We start from the raw sequence: 16,385 nt of genomic DNA, 5'->3' as shown, positions 1-16,385 counted from the left end.
TTAACTTAAAACTTGAACATTTTAGTCAGCTTTTCATTATAAATGACTCACACTCATCTAACAGTGGCAGAAAAAACAAGAACTTTTGATGCTTTTGATCAATCCATTCGTCGTCTATGCCTTAAGTTTTACCCCTGCTCTTTAGATAAAAAAAGAGCCTCAAATGAGGCCCTTTTTTACAGCGTGAACTAATTAAGCATTAGTTTCAGCAGGAACTTTTGGATAGCTTACGCCGCCCATTTGCTCAGCAATACGCAATACTTGGCAGCTATAACCCACTTCGTTATCGTACCAAACATAAGCAGTTAAACGGTTACCAGAAGCGATTGTCGCTTGAGCGTCAAACACACCTGCAGTACGTGAACCGATAAAGTCAGACGATACAACTTCAGTTGAGTTTGTATAACCGATTTGACCTTGAAGGTTAGAGTTGATTGAAATTTGGCGAATGTATTCATTCACTTCTTCACGGTCAACATCTTGACCCAAAGTAAGGTTCAAAATTGCAAGAGATACGTTTGGAGTAGGTACACGTACTGAGTTACCAGTCAATTTACCTTGAAGAGCAGGAAGTGCTTTAGCAACAGCTTTAGCAGCACCTGTTTCAGTGATTACCATGTTTAAAGTAGCAGCACGACCACGACGGTCAGCTTTATGGTAGTTGTCGATCAAGTTTTGGTCGTTTGTGAACGAGTGAACTGTTTCAACGTGACCATTGATCACTGTGTACTTGTCGTTTAACACTTTAAGTGTTGGTGTGATCGCGTTTGTTGTACAGCTTGCAGCAGAGATGATTGTATCTTCATCAAGGATGTCAGCTTGGTTCACACCGTATACAACGTTCTTCATGTCACCTTTACCAGGTGCAGTTAGAATTACACGTGCAGCGCCAGCGCATTTAAGGTGCTGTGCAAGACCTTCAGAATCACGCCATTTACCTGTGTTATCGATTACAAGTGCATTGTTAATACCGTAAGCAGTGTAATCAACTTCAGATGGGTTAGACGCATAGATCACTTTGATGAAGTTACCGTTAGCAATGATTGCTTCGTTTTCTTCATCAACAGAAATCGTACCTGCGAATGGACCATGAATAGAGTCACGACGTAACAAAGACGCACGTTTTTCTAAATCACCGTCAGATGATTTACGAACAACGATTGCTTTAAGGTTAAGACCACGACCTAGACCAGATTGGCTGATCATCAAACGTGCAAGGATACGACCGATACGACCGAAACCGTAAAGTACAACATCACGGTTTTCAACGTTAGTTGCATTGCCTTCAAGTGATTTCACAGCGTCAGCAACGAATGCGTCAACATCACCGCCTTTTTCTTTGAACTCAACAGCAAGTTTGCCAAGATCAATTTCAGCAGTACCGATGTTTTCGATTTTTGCCAAAGCTTCAAGAATTGGGAAAGTGTTCACAACTGAAAGTTCAACGTCAAGTACGCGAGTACGACGATGCGCTTTAAGAATTTGGATAACCGAACGGTTAATTAAAGAACGACCGTATACTGTAGCTACGATGTTTTTTTCACGATATAACTGACCCACTAGGGCAATCATACGTTCCGCGATTTCTTCACGGTTTTTCCAGCGACCTTGGTGCTCTGCATGTAGGGCAACGATAGTGTCTTTGCTCACAGATACGTCCTCTAATTAATTGTAAATCTAAGCATAAATTTCAAAACCCCACAATTGTAATGGAAAACTGAAAATTAATGAATCTAAAAGCAGATTTCGACAAGGTTATTTTGTTATATATTCACTATCAATTTTCAAAATAATCATGATTAGTATTATGATTTTATAGCCGAAAGTTGAAAAACCGGCTTTTCCGCAGATTTTTGTCACAAAATTTCAAATGTAGTTTTATCAACCAGATCTCTGCATATTTAGCTCAAAGATAAACGAATATTTATATTTTTCAAATTGTGGTGTTTTTTATTTTGCTCAATTTATAGTATTTTTACTGATGTTAAGCTCGTAATAATAATTTCACATTTTTAAATGATTTTTGAGACTATTCGACGGAGTCTTACATTTGAGGTTTGAATAAAGGGTTTAGCCTCAGCTAGAGGTACTCTTACGAAACGTTGTTTCTCATTTGGCAAAATGAGAAGCGTGCTTCATAAGGAAACCATCTTGCGGAGCAATGCTCCTCACCGCAAAACTCGTTCACTACCGTCAATTTATTCAAAGTATCGCAAAAACATTTTTTATTAGAAGTAACCTTGTCTTAGACAATTGCGGATAACATTACCGCGTATCGTTCTTTTATTTGGATCAAATTACGCCTCTAATGTTACTGCCTAACATTAGTTTTAAAGTCAGATCAATATTTAAAATTCTGTTAATTTTTCAGATTCTCAGCAAACTTTTCCAAATTAAAATCAAAGAAATTTACACTCAGCTCTAATATTTTCGGTAGTGCATTTAAACCATTCTCTCCAGTACTAATCGCAAAATATCTCCGATCACTAAAAGACTGCACCTTTAAGGCATTTTCACATGGCTCAAAATCAAGATTGACGAGCTGTGACGCATGTTCCTTTAGCAACATTAAAACCTGCATATAAGTTTGGCGCTTTTTTTGCTGCAGCGCTTTTAAAGCATCAGCTTCAAAGCTTTCATAATCCCCTGTTTTCGTCATGCGTTTGGAAAATCCAATATGTGAACCATTGGTACCCGTATTTTCTACAATCGCTGCTGTAGCAAAGACCTTCTGTTGATCATCAATCGGCTGCAGGAGCGCCTTCAGCGCCATATAAATTTGCCGTGACTGCTGATGATGAAACTCCCACTCATCTTCGTTTTGAATATAAAAAATGTGCGTCCGCCGTTTCAACAAAAGCACCTGCCAAGCCTGTAGTTGAAGTCGCAGTCGTTTCAACTCCAAATTTGCCTCAAACTCCGGGCTACTACTCAAAACTTTTAGACTCGTGATGAGCTTCTGAGATATTTGCATGCTATGGAAAAAGACAAAATCATACTGTATCTGCTCACTCAGTTGATATTGAACAGTCTGATGTAAGGGCTTCAAGATCAATGTATTGAACTGCTGCTCAAAAGCAGGTAAAACCGTCGCTAATTGAGTAGCATCCTCTACATGCAGCATTAAAAGTAGATGCTTATCTACCCGTGTATGTAGTTGCTGCATTAAATTTTGTAGATCTAAATGTATAAAACCTGCAATGGATGCCAGCTTAGAGACTCGAAATTTTAATTGTTCGATCTGCTGATTTTCTAGAGCAGTATTTAAATCTATGGCCACCCCATCAAAAATTTCGTCTGCTAGGGCATCATTATGCTTTGTAGATAAAAATCGAGTTGCTGAATACTGCGTCGTCCAATCTAAATCAGGCGACAAAATATAAATAAACTCAGATGTTTGTACAATTTGTAAATATCGCGTTTTTTGTTCACGCTTTAAATAATATTTAAAAATCGGATGTTGCCAAACCTCAGATGATTTTGGTATAGAAGCATCAAAAACTTGCCCTAACATATGTGACTTTAAGAAAATTTCGATCAAGAAAATTTTAACTTGCAGAGCAGTGAGTTGACGTGCATCACTCGGCGCAATCAAATCCATTTCACGAATGATTTGTGCGGCATTTAAAATGAAATGCTGATGTAATACATTTTTTTCATACTGTAATTCAAAATCTTCTTCTGCATCTATTTTATTGATATAGAGTAGGTTTTCTTCTAATTTTCGCGCAATTTGAATACTCTGGGTCAATATCCTAAGTTCTTCGAGCTGTATTGCCAAATACTGTGCATGCTCACGCATGACATCATATTTTAGTACTTTCATCAGCATGCCCAAATTCATCGGTACATCTCTTTGATACGACTGTGATGAAGACTCCCAACGAATACCTTTTTGCGATAACACCTGCTGTATCTGTGCTAAATTGGATTGATCAAGATCAGTGCACACTTCAGACACGATACTCCGCCAATGCTGATCCAACACAGGCTCTAGCTGTAAAAGTTTTGCGCTTAGATGAAATGGGACAACCACTGACTGCTTCCTGTATCTTGGTTCTTTAATCAATCTTTTATCGATTTCAGTTTATTTTTATCTAAAATAAATATTTTTGTACACCATCATTCAATGCTGTTCTTCCTAAACAATAAATTGAATCATGTCTTGTTGTAGTTTTCTAAGTTTAAGATTTTACTAAAAAACAGCAAGCATTAATTGTAAACTGATCAATTTATCGTACCAGCATTTTCAGTCTAAGAATCGATTCGATCATTTAACGCTTTTACATTTTTTGCTAGCGCACGTTCATTTTGCTTTTGTTTAAACAGATGCAAAACACCTTCTATCACCAATAACAATACCGCACCCCAAATTGGAATATAGGTCAGCCATTCTTCGGCTTCTACTCGCTCCCCCAATGCGATGGATGCAAAAGCTAACAACACGGGTTCTAAATAACTCAACAAACCAAAAATCACAAATGGCAAATAACGACTCGCCAACATATAGCTACCTAAGCCAAGCGCACTCAGAAAACCCAGTCCTAAAACCGCCAAAATCAGATACGGGAATAACGACATCAGCGCTAAACTATCGCTATGAATAAATCCTAAATAAAAGGCTACAGGCAAAATTAAGCAAAGATCCCACCAAAAACCACCCAAATGATCGGTTTTAAAGGTACGACGTAAAAAGAAATAAATCGGATAAGCCACAGCGACATAGACAGTTTCCCACGCGATACTGCCAATACGCCAAATTTCGTGGCCGACCCCTAAAATTGCCAATGCCACGGCAGCCATCTGCCATTTAGACAGCTTTTCTTTATACAGTACACATCCAACCAGAACCATCACTAAGGGCAATAGAAAATACCCTAAAGATACTTCTAGCCCTCGGCCATTAATTGGTCCCCACAAAAACAACCAAAGCTGTGTAGTACATAAAAATGAACTAATGATTAACCAAATGAGAAAGATCGGTTGCTTGACCACACGCCAAAAAATTTCACTGACTTTGTTTAAATCTTTCATCCACCACATAAATAAGGTTAAAAATGGTAAGGTCGCCAACATGCGCCATGCAAAAGTTTGCTCGCTATCTAGAGGTTTTAAAAAGATGGTAAAGAAATACAAAATACCGAAAGTGACCGATGCCAATACAGACAATGCAACGCCTTTATACATCTTTCACTCCAGTCCAAATGACTACATAATCTTGATATTTTGCTTGATCAATCAAGCTTTTCGCATGGACATTCTAGCAAATAAAAAACCATGCACAGGCATGGTTTTTTAGCATTTGTTCAAATATTTAGGTTTTTAGGTTTCACTGTCTGCTTGGTATGAATAATATCTGATAAATCATAACCAACAGATTGCGCATAATTTAAATATTCCTGAATCACTTCCTGATCTGGATGAGCCGAACGAGAAAGAACCCACATATATTTACGACGTGGCTCACCCACTAAAACTGTTTGATAGTCTTCATCGGCTTTGAGTACCCAATAATCACCACGCCCCACAGGCAACCAACGAATGGCTTCTGGTAAGAAACTAACTTTTAATTTCGAGTTAAACGGTGCATTTTGTACAAATGCCTCGCCTATTGATTGCTTCTTGGTACCATCTTTAGATACACAGCGATTATTGACATTAATGTTGCCATTTTCATTTAGCGTGTAAACCGCAATCACATCACGGTCACAGCTTTTTTGAAAAACCATAGGCTTACGAGCTACTTCATACCACATACCTAGATAACGATCGAGCTCAACTTTTTCCACAGTCTGTAATGGTTTCGTCTGTGCATAGGCCATTGTGGCTGCACCCAAACCAATTAACACTACTGCACCAAGTGCAATTTTTGCGAGTTTAAAACCAGCTTTCGGAAGATTCGTTGTTGTCATTTTTATGCCTCATTTCGATGCAAAACATTCGATGAAAATTAAGTAATTCTTTCTCTCGTGTTTTTACTCTAGCGGAAAAATTGCTCTAAAAATCATTTTCTTGTCTGAATTATGTATGTCATTCAAACAATATTCCGCATCTTGTCTAACAAAATTATGAAATCATCTGTGCTTTTAAACGCAAGATTTCATCGCGTAATCGAGCGGCTTGTTCAAACTGTAAATCTTTCGATGCCTTCAGCATTTCTTTTTCCAGCTTGTTCATATGTTTTGCCAGAAGTTTTGGATCCGACATCAAATGACGTTCATCTGCAGTTAATGCCTTGGCCTGATCTGAAATTTTTGCATCGATTTCATCATCTGTCAGCACTTCACCAGTATCAATATCATTGACATTTTGGCGTACAGCACTACGTGGTGTAATGCCATGTTCAAGATTAAAGGCGATTTGTAAATTACGACGCCGTTCTGTTTCATCAATGGCTTTTTGCATGGAGTCGGTCATACGATCTGCATATAAAATCGCTTTACCGTTTAAGTTACGCGCTGCACGACCGATGGTTTGAATCAAAGAACGCTCAGAACGTAAGAACCCCTCTTTGTCAGCATCTAAGATGGCGACTAAAGACACCTCTGGCATATCTAAGCCTTCACGCAGCAAGTTAATCCCAACAATTGCATCGTATACACCTGAACGCAATTCATGAATAATTTTAGTTCGTTCAACAGTGTCAATATCAGAATGTAAATAAGCGACCTTAATACCATATTCTTTCAAATATGAAGTTAAATCTTCTGCCATACGTTTGGTTAATGTCGTAACCAATACACGCTCATTTAAGTTTTTACGATTATTAATTTCTGACAATACATCATCCACTTGCGTTAACACTGGACGAATTTCAATTTCAGGATCAACCAAACCTGTGGGTCGAACCACTTGCTCAACGACTTGTTCAGACTTTTCCATTTCATAATGTGCAGGCGTTGCACTGACATAAATGGTCGAAGGAATAATCCGCTCCCATTCTTCAAATTTCATTGGGCGGTTATCAAGCGCACTTGGTAAACGAAAACCGTAATTGACCAAATTTTCTTTACGTGAACGGTCACCTTTATACATAGCCCCAATTTGCGGAACGGTAACGTGCGATTCATCAATGATTAATAAGGCATCATCAGGTACATAATCAAACAAAGTCGGAGGTGCTTCACCAGAAGGACGGCCAGACAAGTGGCGTGAATAGTTTTCAATACCGTTGGTATAGCCAAGCTGCTGCATCATCTCTAAATCATAACGTGTACGTTGTTCGATACGCTGTGCTTCGAGTAATTTATCATTTGCACGAAAGAATCCTAGTCGTTCTGCGAGTTCTTCACGAATCGTTCCAATTGCACGCTGTAAATTATCTTTAGGTGTTACATAATGGCTTTTTGGGTAAATCGTAATCCGTGGCACTTTACGGACCATTCTGCCTGTCAATGGATCAAACCATCGAACTGAATCAACTTCATCATCAAATAACTCTATTCGAATGGCATTTTGATCAGATTCAGCAGGAAAAATATCAATAATTTCACCACGAATACGGTATGTACCCCGTAAAAATTCGAGTTCATTTCGGGTGTATTGCATTTCCACCAAACGACGGATGATATCATCACGGCTAATACGGTCTCCTTCCACGATATGCAGAAGCATACTCATATAAGCATTGGGATCACCCAGACCATAAATAGCTGAAACTGACGCTACGATAATTGCATCACGTCGCTCTAATAATGCCCGTGTTGCCGAAAGACGCATCTGGTCGATATGATCATTAATCGATGAATCTTTTTCAATAAAAGTATCTGAAGATGGAACATAGGCTTCGGGTTGATAATAGTCATAATAACTGACGAAGTATTCCACGGCATTATGCGGAAAGAAGGCTTTAAACTCGCCATAAAGCTGCGCAGCCAAAGTTTTATTATGCGCCATAATAATCGTTGGACGTTGCGTGCGTGCTATCACATTTGCCATGGTATAGGTTTTACCTGAACCTGTTACCCCTAAGAGCAACTGATCATGCATTCCTTTTTCAATCCCCTTCACCAATTTCTCAATCGCTTGAGGCTGATCACCTGCCGGCTGATATTGTGTTACCAGTTCAAAAGGCTGTTCCTGCATCACACTCTTCTTCAACAGTTTTATATGGCTTTATTATGAGGGCAAAGTTGCACAAAACAACGCTAAATTTATGTAAAAAGCCAAAGTCTCTTACAGACAGAATTAATCTTTATTTAACCCGAATCCCGCTTAAGCCAATGATTCCATAATTTGAATTGTTGGTTTATTTTGATGATTAAGTTGATATGCACATAACGATGCGTAAATCCCACTCAGAAATCCATGAATACTACGAGCTTTACTCGTCACTAAATTGTATTGTCCTTTCAATAAGCTGAATAACGTTTCTATCTTATTTCGTTGTCTTAAGTGATATTCATCTGATGCAGATAGTTGGATGGATTGCATGTTTTTTCGATGGTAAGTAATTAAATCAATACCTTGATCTTTTAACCTGCTTTTTAGTTCCTGGCTGATATAACCACGATCTCCATATAGCTTTGCTTCTAAGCCGTCAGCCAATTGCTCAACCATTTTTATGTCAGCTATATGCCCATTTGATAAAGCAGAACAAGCGATTTCACCAAATGGGTTCATCGCAATATGTAGCTTACAGCCATAAAACCAGCCCATCGAGCTTTTACCACGAGATGCTATTTGAGCTAATGATTTATGGCGTTGAATACGTTGATTTTTACAGACTGGCAAAGTCGTTGAATCAATCCACAAATATTGGGTATTTTGACCTTTCATCAGAGCCACATGTAAAGCATGTATTGCTAATTGGTGCATATTGATCAGATGAATCATCCGTTGGTAACATGGTAAGCTTTTAAACAAATGTCTTTTATCTTCTTTTAACCATGTGAAAAAGGCTTTGAAATTGCTGAAATAAGAACATTTATACCAAATGGCAATAAAGCAGATTTCTGAGATCGTCAGATGAGCACGTCTGATTCTTAAAGAATGGCTATTTTGTTTGAGAAAGTTCCAATAAGTTGCTTCAAATTTAAGAAAGAAATCATCAATTACGCAGAATAATTCGGTACTATTGAACATTAGGACTAGAGTTGTGAGTTTTGTGTGGTAACTCAACTGATGGCTCTAGTCTTCTTATTTTCAAGTTTATTTCTTATCCGCGATTCGGGTTATTTAGTATGTGTTTCTAGATTTTTTCGTCATCTTCATAAATATAAAGCACCTGATTGAGCCAATTTTTTTTAAAGAAACTCTTTAGGCTAAAAAACTTATAGATAAAGCGTTCATTTAACCAAGATAGATACTTGACCTAGCTAAATTTCACCTGCAACATGAATAAAAGGACGCCACAGATCAAACTTTATGACTTATCAATATCATGACGAAAGTATTGTTAAAAACTTAGCTGAAGATACCATTTTTGTTTTTGGCAGCAATATGGCAGGTCGACATGCTGGCGGTGCAGCGCGTACCGCACTAGAGCATTTTGGTGCAATGAATGGTATTGGTCGTGGATGGGCAGGTCAAAGTTTTGCGATTCCAACAATGAATGAGCATTTACAACAAATGCCATTGTCTCAGATTCAACATTATGTTGATGATTTTAAAATCTATACCAAGAATCATCCCAAGACCAAATATTTCATTACGTCGATTGGCTGTGGTGTCGCTGGCTATAAAGTTGAAGAAATTGCTCCCATGTTTAAGGGGATTTCCAGAAATGTTATTTTTCCAATTTCATTCCGTCCTTTCGTTGAAAAAGCTTTACCTAAACTTACTTCGAAACTTCTACATACAATTTTTCAAGACTCAGTAATTTTTGCACCTTCGGCAGATGAATTGGTTGATGTTCTGGCCTTAACAGATAATGAAAAAAGTCTTGCGAAAATTGTGCTGAATACCCAAATGTACCCGACAGATAGCAATGGTCGTGACCGTATTTTTGAAATTGAAGATATTTTGCATGCCCTGAATGGGAAAATATTTGAGTTTCAAAGCAACTCAGAAGGCCCAATGATGTTTGGCGGTGTCATTTTAGCCCTACTTGAACTGTACAATATTAATGAAAAAGATTTTATTGATGTTTGGAAAGCTGAACGTGAAATCGCTGCACCAAAGCCTGAAAATAAAGCTCGTAAAGCCAGCCGCTAAAGACTATTTTCACCACATTTCCCCCCAAAAAAGCCAAAGTCTACATTGGCTTTTAATCTAATGTGGATTAATGACTTTTAGCGACTTAAGTCACATTAAAAATAAAGTTTATTTTACATATCACATTATTTTAATATCATTTTTTTCGTCTTATACTACATATTGTAATTATCATAAAGAATGATGAGCACATAAAATAGACATGCTAGATTCTCCTTTTTTTGAGCTATCCCCCATTGCCATGTGGCTTGAAGATTACAGTGAAGTCAAAAAACAATTTGATCTCTGGCGTCAGCAAGGTGTGCAGGATCTCTCCACTTTTCTTCAACAAGATGAATCACGTATTCTGCAATGTGCAAGAAAAATAAAAATCTTACAGGTCAATACAAAAACGTTAGAACTGTATCAAGCACGTGACTTTGAACATTTATGTCAAAACCTTGATCTCGTTTTTCAGGCGGAGATGTGTCAAACACACATTAGAGAGTTGGTTGCATTGTGGAATGGTGAAACGCATTTTTCCCATTCTGCCGTGAACTATACGCTCCGTGGACAACGCCTAGACATTCAACTGAAGGGCATCGTGCTACCGAGTCATGAGCAGGATTTATCTGCCGTCTTAATTACGACTGAAGATATCACTTCTTATACCGAAGCTTGTCGTTTACAAGAACAAAGTCGTCATTTGGCAGAAGCGCGTTTTCATTATTCTCTGACCTCTCTTTGGGTCGAAGATTTCAGCCGGATTAAAATAAAATTAGATCAACTTCGCGCTTTAGGTATAGAAGATTTTGTGACATTTTTGGATGTTCACCCCGATTTTGTACAAGAGTGTATTAAGGAAATACTGATCGTTGACGTCAATCAAGCCACGCTTGATTTATTTGGCGCTCAGAACAAAGAAATATTGCTCAAAAATGTACATAAAGTGTTTGCCAAAGAAATGCTGCAAACCTTTAAAGAACAGTTGATTGAACTTTGGAATGGCAATCTACATCATCAACGTGAAGCCGTAAATTATGCACTTGATGGCAGTATTCGCCATGTCTTGCTGCAATTTACCGTATTTCCTGATTATCTCGACGACTGGAGCACCGTGCAGGTTGCTCTGACTGATATTACCGCACGTAAAAAGGCTGAAAATTATCTTGAATATTTAGGTAAACATGACGTCCTGACCAAACTCTATAACCGTTCATTTTATATCGCAGAACTCAATCGTCTCGAACGCAATCAATTACGTCCTGTTTCTTGTATTTTTATTGATTTAAATGGACTAAAAGAACTCAATGACAGTATTGGGCACGATGCTGGTGACAGTATCCTCAGACGTCTGGGCAACATTTTAAACCAACTTATTCAGCATACGCCCTATTCTGCTTCGCGCATTGGCGGTGATGAATTTGTCATTCTATTACCTGGTGCAGATGATGCGGCGCTGCAAAACTGCTTACAAAGTTTGAATGAGTTGTTATTGGTCGATAACCAATTTTATTCTAATCAACCGATGAGTATCTCGATTGGCTGTGCCACCAATGAGCTGAATGAGCGGATGGACGATATGCTTAAACGTGCCGATTTGGACATGTATCGTCAGAAGAAAAAGTATTATCTCAATAAAGACCGAAGAATTCAGTCTGAAATACGCAATTAACATCAATAATTTGCAATAAAAAAGCCATGGTTTGTACCATGGCTTTTTTATTTAAATCTTTTAACGCTTACCCATCGAACGACGTGTACCGCGTGGTGGCATCCAAGTACGGTCAGCATAACGCTGAGGTTTTGGACGCATATCTTCAAAGATTTCATCCGAAGCATTATCTTCAGCTTTTTTAATCGGAAAAGGCAAATTGACTAAAGCCTTTTTCTTGGGAGGGTTTTGCGTACTCATACGAATAACTCAATTGAATCTGGCGCTATTGTACAAAAAAAATGGTTTTGGTGTAAAAGGCTTTGAGAGATTAGCCACGATTGACATATAAAGACCCAATGATTAGATATGAATTTTTATATCTATAGAGGACAACAGCACAAAAAAGTGCTTTGAATATGGTCGTTTTAAACTATTTTATTGACCCAAATCAACCAATACACTGTCACTTATGTCAATAAATATTGAATATATACAAATAGATAGAACCATTTCTAAATTTCAAAAATGTTCGATTTTTTTACACAAATACCTAATTAAAGTCTTCAAATAATACAAATCATCAAGAATGTTACAGGACTATTACGTTTATTCTTGTTTTCTATAACATTTTTTACGCACTAATTTTGAATAATGGGCACTTAGAAAAATTATTATCAATTTACGGACATGGAGTCCTTTAAAATGAAAAAAAGTGTATTGTGCATTGCTGCTTCTATGGCTGCCCTACCTATGCTCAGTCATGCAGACTCACCATATTTTAGTTTAAAAGATGGCGATGGCTTCAAACGTTTTTCTGTCTCTGTTGGTGCTCTACATGTTATGCCACAAGGTAAAGCACAGCCATTCCGTGTAAATACTGCCATCAATGAAGGCTATGAGGCAGATGTTGGCGAAGTTAAATCACAAACAGTAAAAGACAATATTCGAGAAGGGTACAAAGTTCCGCCCCTACTAGAAGTTGCGCTAAATACTTTGGACACTGTTCCTGCTGAAATGAGTGGTAAAGCCACTATTTCAGGACTTGAACAATGGGACAATCCAGGGACAGGTCTTGAAGCAGACGACGTCACCACGCTTGGGATCATGACCAACTATTTCTTCACTGACAATGTATCACTAGAAATGAAAGCGGGTATTCCGCCAAAAGTTGATTTACAAGGCTCAGGGAAAATTTATGCACCATTTTCTGCCATTGCAAAACCACTCGGCGGTGCACTGGGAAATCTTGAACTTGAAAATGATATTTTCATTACCGACTTAGGCGCACATGGTGCAGCAGCTTCTGCACGTGCATGGACTCCGGCTGCTGAAATCCAATATCACTTCGGTAAAACTGGCGTCAATAAATTCCGTCCCTATGTGGGTCTAGGCGTGATGTATGCTTACTTCAATGAGTTGGAAATGAATCCACAAATTGAGAAAGATTTAATTGCCGCAGGTCACATGATTGCCAACATTAAAGAAGGTAATGCAGGCGCTTCTTTAGAAGGAAAACCAAGTAAAGCTAAGCCAAAAGTTGAGTTAGAAGCTTCTGATGCTTTTGCTCCTGTTGTGACAGCTGGTTTTACTTATGACTTCAATGACAAATGGTTTGCTGTAGGTTCTGTTAGCTATGCACACCTACAAAATGAAACCACCATTACCGTTACAGATGCCACACATGGTGAACTGATCAAATCTAAAGCTGATATTGAAGTAAATCCAATTCTTGCGTATGCAGGTATCGGTATGCGTTTCTAATAAATAACATATATAAAAGACGACTACGGTCGTCTTTTTTATTGGCTTTTATATGGTCTTTTATTCTGAGATACCTTTTCTAACTCTTTTAGACACTTTTGAATTTCCGCTGTGTCAATTTCCTTTATTCATCCATAGTTACCTATAAAAAAAATTTATTGTTTGGTGAATTAAATTTAATCGCAACTCTGCGTTTATTCGAATACCATTGGATTAAATTTAAAGAATGTAGCCTGCTGTATGTCTGATACTCGTTTCTCAAAGCCCCTGATTTACATGCTCATTGGCAGTGCTATTATTTTGGCATTGTCTTTAGGGGTTCGTCATGCATTTGGCCTCTATCTCGTGCCGATGAGTGATGAATTTGGTTGGGGACATAACGTATTTAGCCTTGCCATTGCCATGCAAAACTTAATTTGGGGTGCTGTGCAGCCGATTACTGGGGCTTTTGCAGATAAATATGGCAGTAAGATCGTGGTCGCCGTCGGTGGTGCATTATATGCCCTCGGACTATTACTCATGGCCGTCAGCTCTACCGGTTTACTGCTTAATTTAAGCGCAGGTTTAATCCTGGGTTTGGCTCTCTCAGCCACTTCATTTCCAGTATTACTTTCTGCCGTAGGTCGTGCAGCGCATCCAGACAAACGTAGTTTAGCCATGGGTATTGCCAGTGCCGCAGGTTCTTTTGGTCAGTTCATTATGCTGCCCTCTACGTTACTGTTACTGCAAAAATTTGGTTGGTCTTCAGCTTTGGTGGTCAGCGCCATTTTAATTGCACTTATTATTCCTTTAGCTTGGATGCTAAAAGCACCAATGTATGTTGCACCAAATGCAACCAATACGCATGAAGCCTCTCTGACTTTTAAACAAATTTTGCAATTGGCTTGGGAGCATAAACCCTTTTGGTTTCTAGCACTCGGTTTCTTTGTCTGTGGCTTCCAAGTGGTGTTTATTGGCATCCATCTTCCGGGATATTTAATCGATCATGGCTTTAATGCCACTACAGGCACGATTTTCCTAGCGCTCGTTGGACTGTTTAATATTGTCGGCACCTACACAGCAGGTTGGCTCGGTGGCAAATATTCCAAACCAAAGCTGTTAATGGGACTGTATGGTTTACGTGGCATTGCCATTATTGCCTTTCTTTTGCTGCCTTTAAGCACATGGACAATCTATGCATTTGGCGTCATTATGGGTCTACTATGGCTTTCTACCGTACCGCTCACCAACGGTATTGTAGCCAATATGTTTGGCGTTAAATATCTCAGTATGCTAAGTGGTATCGTATTCTTTACTCATCAAGTCGGTTCATTTTTTGGTGGTTGGTTGGGTGGTGTGAACCACGATATAACCGGTAACTATAATGCCATTTGGATTTTTTCGATTGTCCTGAGTATTTTTGGAGTATTGGTACATTTCATGGTTAATGAGGAAAGTGTCATTCATGACTAATTCAACATTATGGTTCCGACTCAGTATTGGCATCAGTATTCTGGCCTTGTTGGCATTGTCCATCGGCTTATGGAGCCAAACGCCTGAATTATTCGAATACTTTAACCAAGCGTTTTGTGCACATTAAAGACGCATAGAAGCCTTAATTCCAATTCAAACTGCTGTTTTATCAACACTACAACAGCAGTTTTTTAGCTATTTTCTACACGATTCAATAAAAGCTGCATTTTCAGCATATTAGTATTAATAATAAGTTTTTTCATAAACTTAGCTTATTTTTTAATTTTCCAACCTGCACTTTCTTTCATAGATTAAGTCTCAATAAAGAACAATTTGAGAACTTATGAAATGACCGCATTAACTCAACTTTCACAAGCCATTCATGATGCTCCACGTTGGCATCAAGCAGAACAATTTCAAGATGGCAATGAAATTCGTATTGAAGCGCAACATGACCAAGCTTTGGGGGCTGTGGTTTATGGTTTAGATGCGCGTAAAGCACAGTCTGGGGAAACCATCTACCGTTTAAAACAAGCGTTGGCAGAACACTTGATTTTAATTTTCAAACATCAAAGTCTAGATGATTTACAGTATCTCGCGTTTGCAAGTTACTTCGGTTCAATCTTCCGTCCCGGTGCAGATATTCCTGTGCTGGCGTCACAAGATGATACCGGTACACCACCAGACGTCGTACCTGTTTCAAATGCAGTCGGCAAAGTTGACTATACTGGACATGGTGAATTGGCTGCGCATGCAGACCATCAGTGGACTCCGCTGCCATCTTTTGGTTCATTACTCTATGCCATTGAACTGCCACAAGACGGTGGACAAACCTCATGGTATAACACCATTAAAGCCTATGAAGCTTTAGATGAAGCGACACAAAAACATTTAGACCAACTTCAACTCATTACCTACAACCCATTTGTCCGTGCCAAAAATAATAAAGGCACAACGGGATATGGCGCTACACCGCTATATCGTTTCAAAGACCAACCGATTGTTGGACATGCTTATCCACATCCGCTTGTACGTACCCATCCAGAAAGTGGCCGTAAAGGGCTGTGGTTAAATGAACGATCTGAAGTGGAATTGGTTCATTATGATGATCAGTCAGGCAGTGAATTGATTGCATCCTTACGTGAACATTTATTGAAACCTGAGTTTCGATATGAACATCAATGGGAAGAAGGTGACATTGTATTTTGGGATAACCAAGCCACTTTACACTCACGCCGCCCTTTCCCTTCAGACCAACGCCGCTTATTAAAGCGAATTAGCCTAGCAGGAGGACGACCATACTAATGTTGAACTTCATGCCAACAATAAAAAATAAATAACCCAGTAAAATCCGTGTTTGAGCAATAACTCCAAATAATTA

The 16,385-nt window shown here is 38.6% G+C and carries 13 protein-coding genes; 6 read left to right on the top strand and 7 right to left on the bottom strand.

Translation table 11 applies throughout. The features are described 5' to 3' along the window. Nucleotides 1–192: 192 nt before the first annotated feature. The 6 genes from LXF01_RS05880 to LXF01_RS05855 all read right to left on the bottom strand — a co-directional run bounded on the left by LXF01_RS05880 (nucleotide 193) and on the right by LXF01_RS05855 (nucleotide 9,084). Nucleotides 193–1,650, bottom strand: coding sequence for a glyceraldehyde-3-phosphate dehydrogenase (locus LXF01_RS05880; protein ID WP_111885541.1), 1,458 nt, complete (start codon nucleotides 1,648–1,650; stop codon nucleotides 193–195). Nucleotides 1,651–2,359: 709 nt separating this feature from the next. Then, on the bottom strand, nucleotides 2,360–4,036 hold the full coding sequence (locus LXF01_RS05875) for a hypothetical protein (protein ID WP_233945177.1): 1,677 nt from the start codon (nucleotides 4,034–4,036) through the stop codon (nucleotides 2,360–2,362). A gap of 218 nt (nucleotides 4,037–4,254) precedes the next feature. After that, nucleotides 4,255–5,187 (bottom strand): EamA family transporter RarD, encoded by a 933-nt coding sequence (rarD, locus tag LXF01_RS05870; RefSeq protein WP_078191878.1) that lies wholly within the window; start codon nucleotides 5,185–5,187, stop codon nucleotides 4,255–4,257. Between the two features lie 119 nt (nucleotides 5,188–5,306). Further along, nucleotides 5,307–5,912, bottom strand: a complete 606-nt coding sequence (locus LXF01_RS05865; RefSeq protein WP_233945176.1) for a lipocalin family protein — start codon at nucleotides 5,910–5,912, stop codon at nucleotides 5,307–5,309. A 154-nt stretch (nucleotides 5,913–6,066) separates the two neighbouring features. Then, nucleotides 6,067–8,088 carry an excinuclease ABC subunit UvrB gene (gene uvrB / locus LXF01_RS05860; RefSeq protein ID WP_233945175.1) on the bottom strand — a complete coding sequence of 674 codons (2,022 nt, stop codon included), beginning with the start codon at nucleotides 8,086–8,088 and terminating at the stop codon, nucleotides 6,067–6,069. Nucleotides 8,089–8,214: 126 nt separating this feature from the next. Continuing rightward, nucleotides 8,215–9,084 (bottom strand): IS982 family transposase, encoded by an 870-nt coding sequence (locus LXF01_RS05855; RefSeq protein ID WP_180011947.1) that lies wholly within the window; start codon nucleotides 9,082–9,084, stop codon nucleotides 8,215–8,217. Between the two features lie 282 nt (nucleotides 9,085–9,366). Here LXF01_RS05855 and LXF01_RS05850 point away from each other — a divergent pair, with 282 nt between their 5' ends. Continuing rightward, on the top strand, nucleotides 9,367–10,155 hold the full coding sequence (locus tag LXF01_RS05850) for an A1S_2505 family phage non-structural protein (RefSeq protein ID WP_180055052.1): 789 nt from the start codon (nucleotides 9,367–9,369) through the stop codon (nucleotides 10,153–10,155). A gap of 196 nt (nucleotides 10,156–10,351) precedes the next feature. Beyond that, nucleotides 10,352–11,809, top strand: a complete 1,458-nt coding sequence (locus LXF01_RS05845) for a sensor domain-containing diguanylate cyclase (protein ID WP_233945431.1) — start codon at nucleotides 10,352–10,354, stop codon at nucleotides 11,807–11,809. A gap of 60 nt (nucleotides 11,810–11,869) precedes the next feature. Here LXF01_RS05845 and LXF01_RS05840 read toward each other — a convergent pair whose 3' ends face one another. Beyond that, complete coding sequence (locus LXF01_RS05840) at nucleotides 11,870–12,049, bottom strand: hypothetical protein (protein WP_078190224.1); 180 nt, start codon at nucleotides 12,047–12,049, stop codon at nucleotides 11,870–11,872. A gap of 444 nt (nucleotides 12,050–12,493) precedes the next feature. Between LXF01_RS05840 and LXF01_RS05835 the strand changes: the two genes are divergently transcribed. The 4 genes from LXF01_RS05835 to LXF01_RS05825 all read left to right on the top strand — a co-directional run bounded on the left by LXF01_RS05835 (nucleotide 12,494) and on the right by LXF01_RS05825 (nucleotide 16,309). Further along, complete coding sequence (locus tag LXF01_RS05835) at nucleotides 12,494–13,552, top strand: OmpW/AlkL family protein (RefSeq protein WP_180059929.1); 1,059 nt, start codon at nucleotides 12,494–12,496, stop codon at nucleotides 13,550–13,552. Between the two features lie 240 nt (nucleotides 13,553–13,792). Then, nucleotides 13,793–15,004 (top strand): MFS transporter, encoded by a 1,212-nt coding sequence (locus LXF01_RS05830; protein WP_180004934.1) that lies wholly within the window; start codon nucleotides 13,793–13,795, stop codon nucleotides 15,002–15,004. After that, nucleotides 14,997–15,131, top strand: a complete 135-nt coding sequence (locus LXF01_RS17520; RefSeq protein WP_257220694.1) for a hypothetical protein — start codon at nucleotides 14,997–14,999, stop codon at nucleotides 15,129–15,131. The genes LXF01_RS05830 and LXF01_RS17520 overlap by 8 nt, the downstream gene beginning before the upstream one ends. 221 nt (nucleotides 15,132–15,352) lie before the next feature. Next, the gene (locus LXF01_RS05825; RefSeq protein ID WP_233945174.1) at nucleotides 15,353–16,309 is read left to right on the top strand and encodes a TauD/TfdA dioxygenase family protein; all 957 of its coding nucleotides are present in this window, start codon (nucleotides 15,353–15,355) and stop codon (nucleotides 16,307–16,309) included. Nucleotides 16,310–16,385 lie beyond the last annotated feature (76 nt).

The sequence above is a fragment of the Acinetobacter sp. SH20PTE14 genome, assembly GCF_021391555.1.
Taxonomy (GTDB): domain Bacteria; phylum Pseudomonadota; class Gammaproteobacteria; order Pseudomonadales; family Moraxellaceae; genus Acinetobacter; species Acinetobacter amyesii.
The sequence above is the reverse complement of the archived record's forward strand: the minus strand, read 5'-3'. Positions and strand labels throughout refer to the sequence as shown.

Bases quoted from the DNA above. Each gene is read 5' to 3' on its own strand.
- rarD (WP_078191878.1), bottom strand. From the start codon at position 5,187: ATGTATAAAGGCGTTGCATTGTCTGTATTGGCATCGGTCACTTTCGGT.
- LXF01_RS05865 (WP_233945176.1), bottom strand. From the start codon at position 5,912: ATGACAACAACGAATCTTCCGAAAGCTGGTTTTAAACTCGCAAAAATT.
- LXF01_RS05855 (WP_180011947.1), bottom strand. From the start codon at position 9,084: ATGTTCAATAGTACCGAATTATTCTGCGTAATTGATGATTTCTTTCTT.
- LXF01_RS05850 (WP_180055052.1), top strand. From the start codon at position 9,367: ATGACTTATCAATATCATGACGAAAGTATTGTTAAAAACTTAGCTGAA.
- LXF01_RS05840 (WP_078190224.1), bottom strand. From the start codon at position 12,049: ATGAGTACGCAAAACCCTCCCAAGAAAAAGGCTTTAGTCAATTTGCCT.
- LXF01_RS05835 (WP_180059929.1), top strand. From the start codon at position 12,494: ATGAAAAAAAGTGTATTGTGCATTGCTGCTTCTATGGCTGCCCTACCT.
- LXF01_RS05830 (WP_180004934.1), top strand. From the start codon at position 13,793: ATGTCTGATACTCGTTTCTCAAAGCCCCTGATTTACATGCTCATTGGC.
- LXF01_RS17520 (WP_257220694.1), top strand. From the start codon at position 14,997: ATGACTAATTCAACATTATGGTTCCGACTCAGTATTGGCATCAGTATT.
- LXF01_RS05825 (WP_233945174.1), top strand. From the start codon at position 15,353: ATGACCGCATTAACTCAACTTTCACAAGCCATTCATGATGCTCCACGT.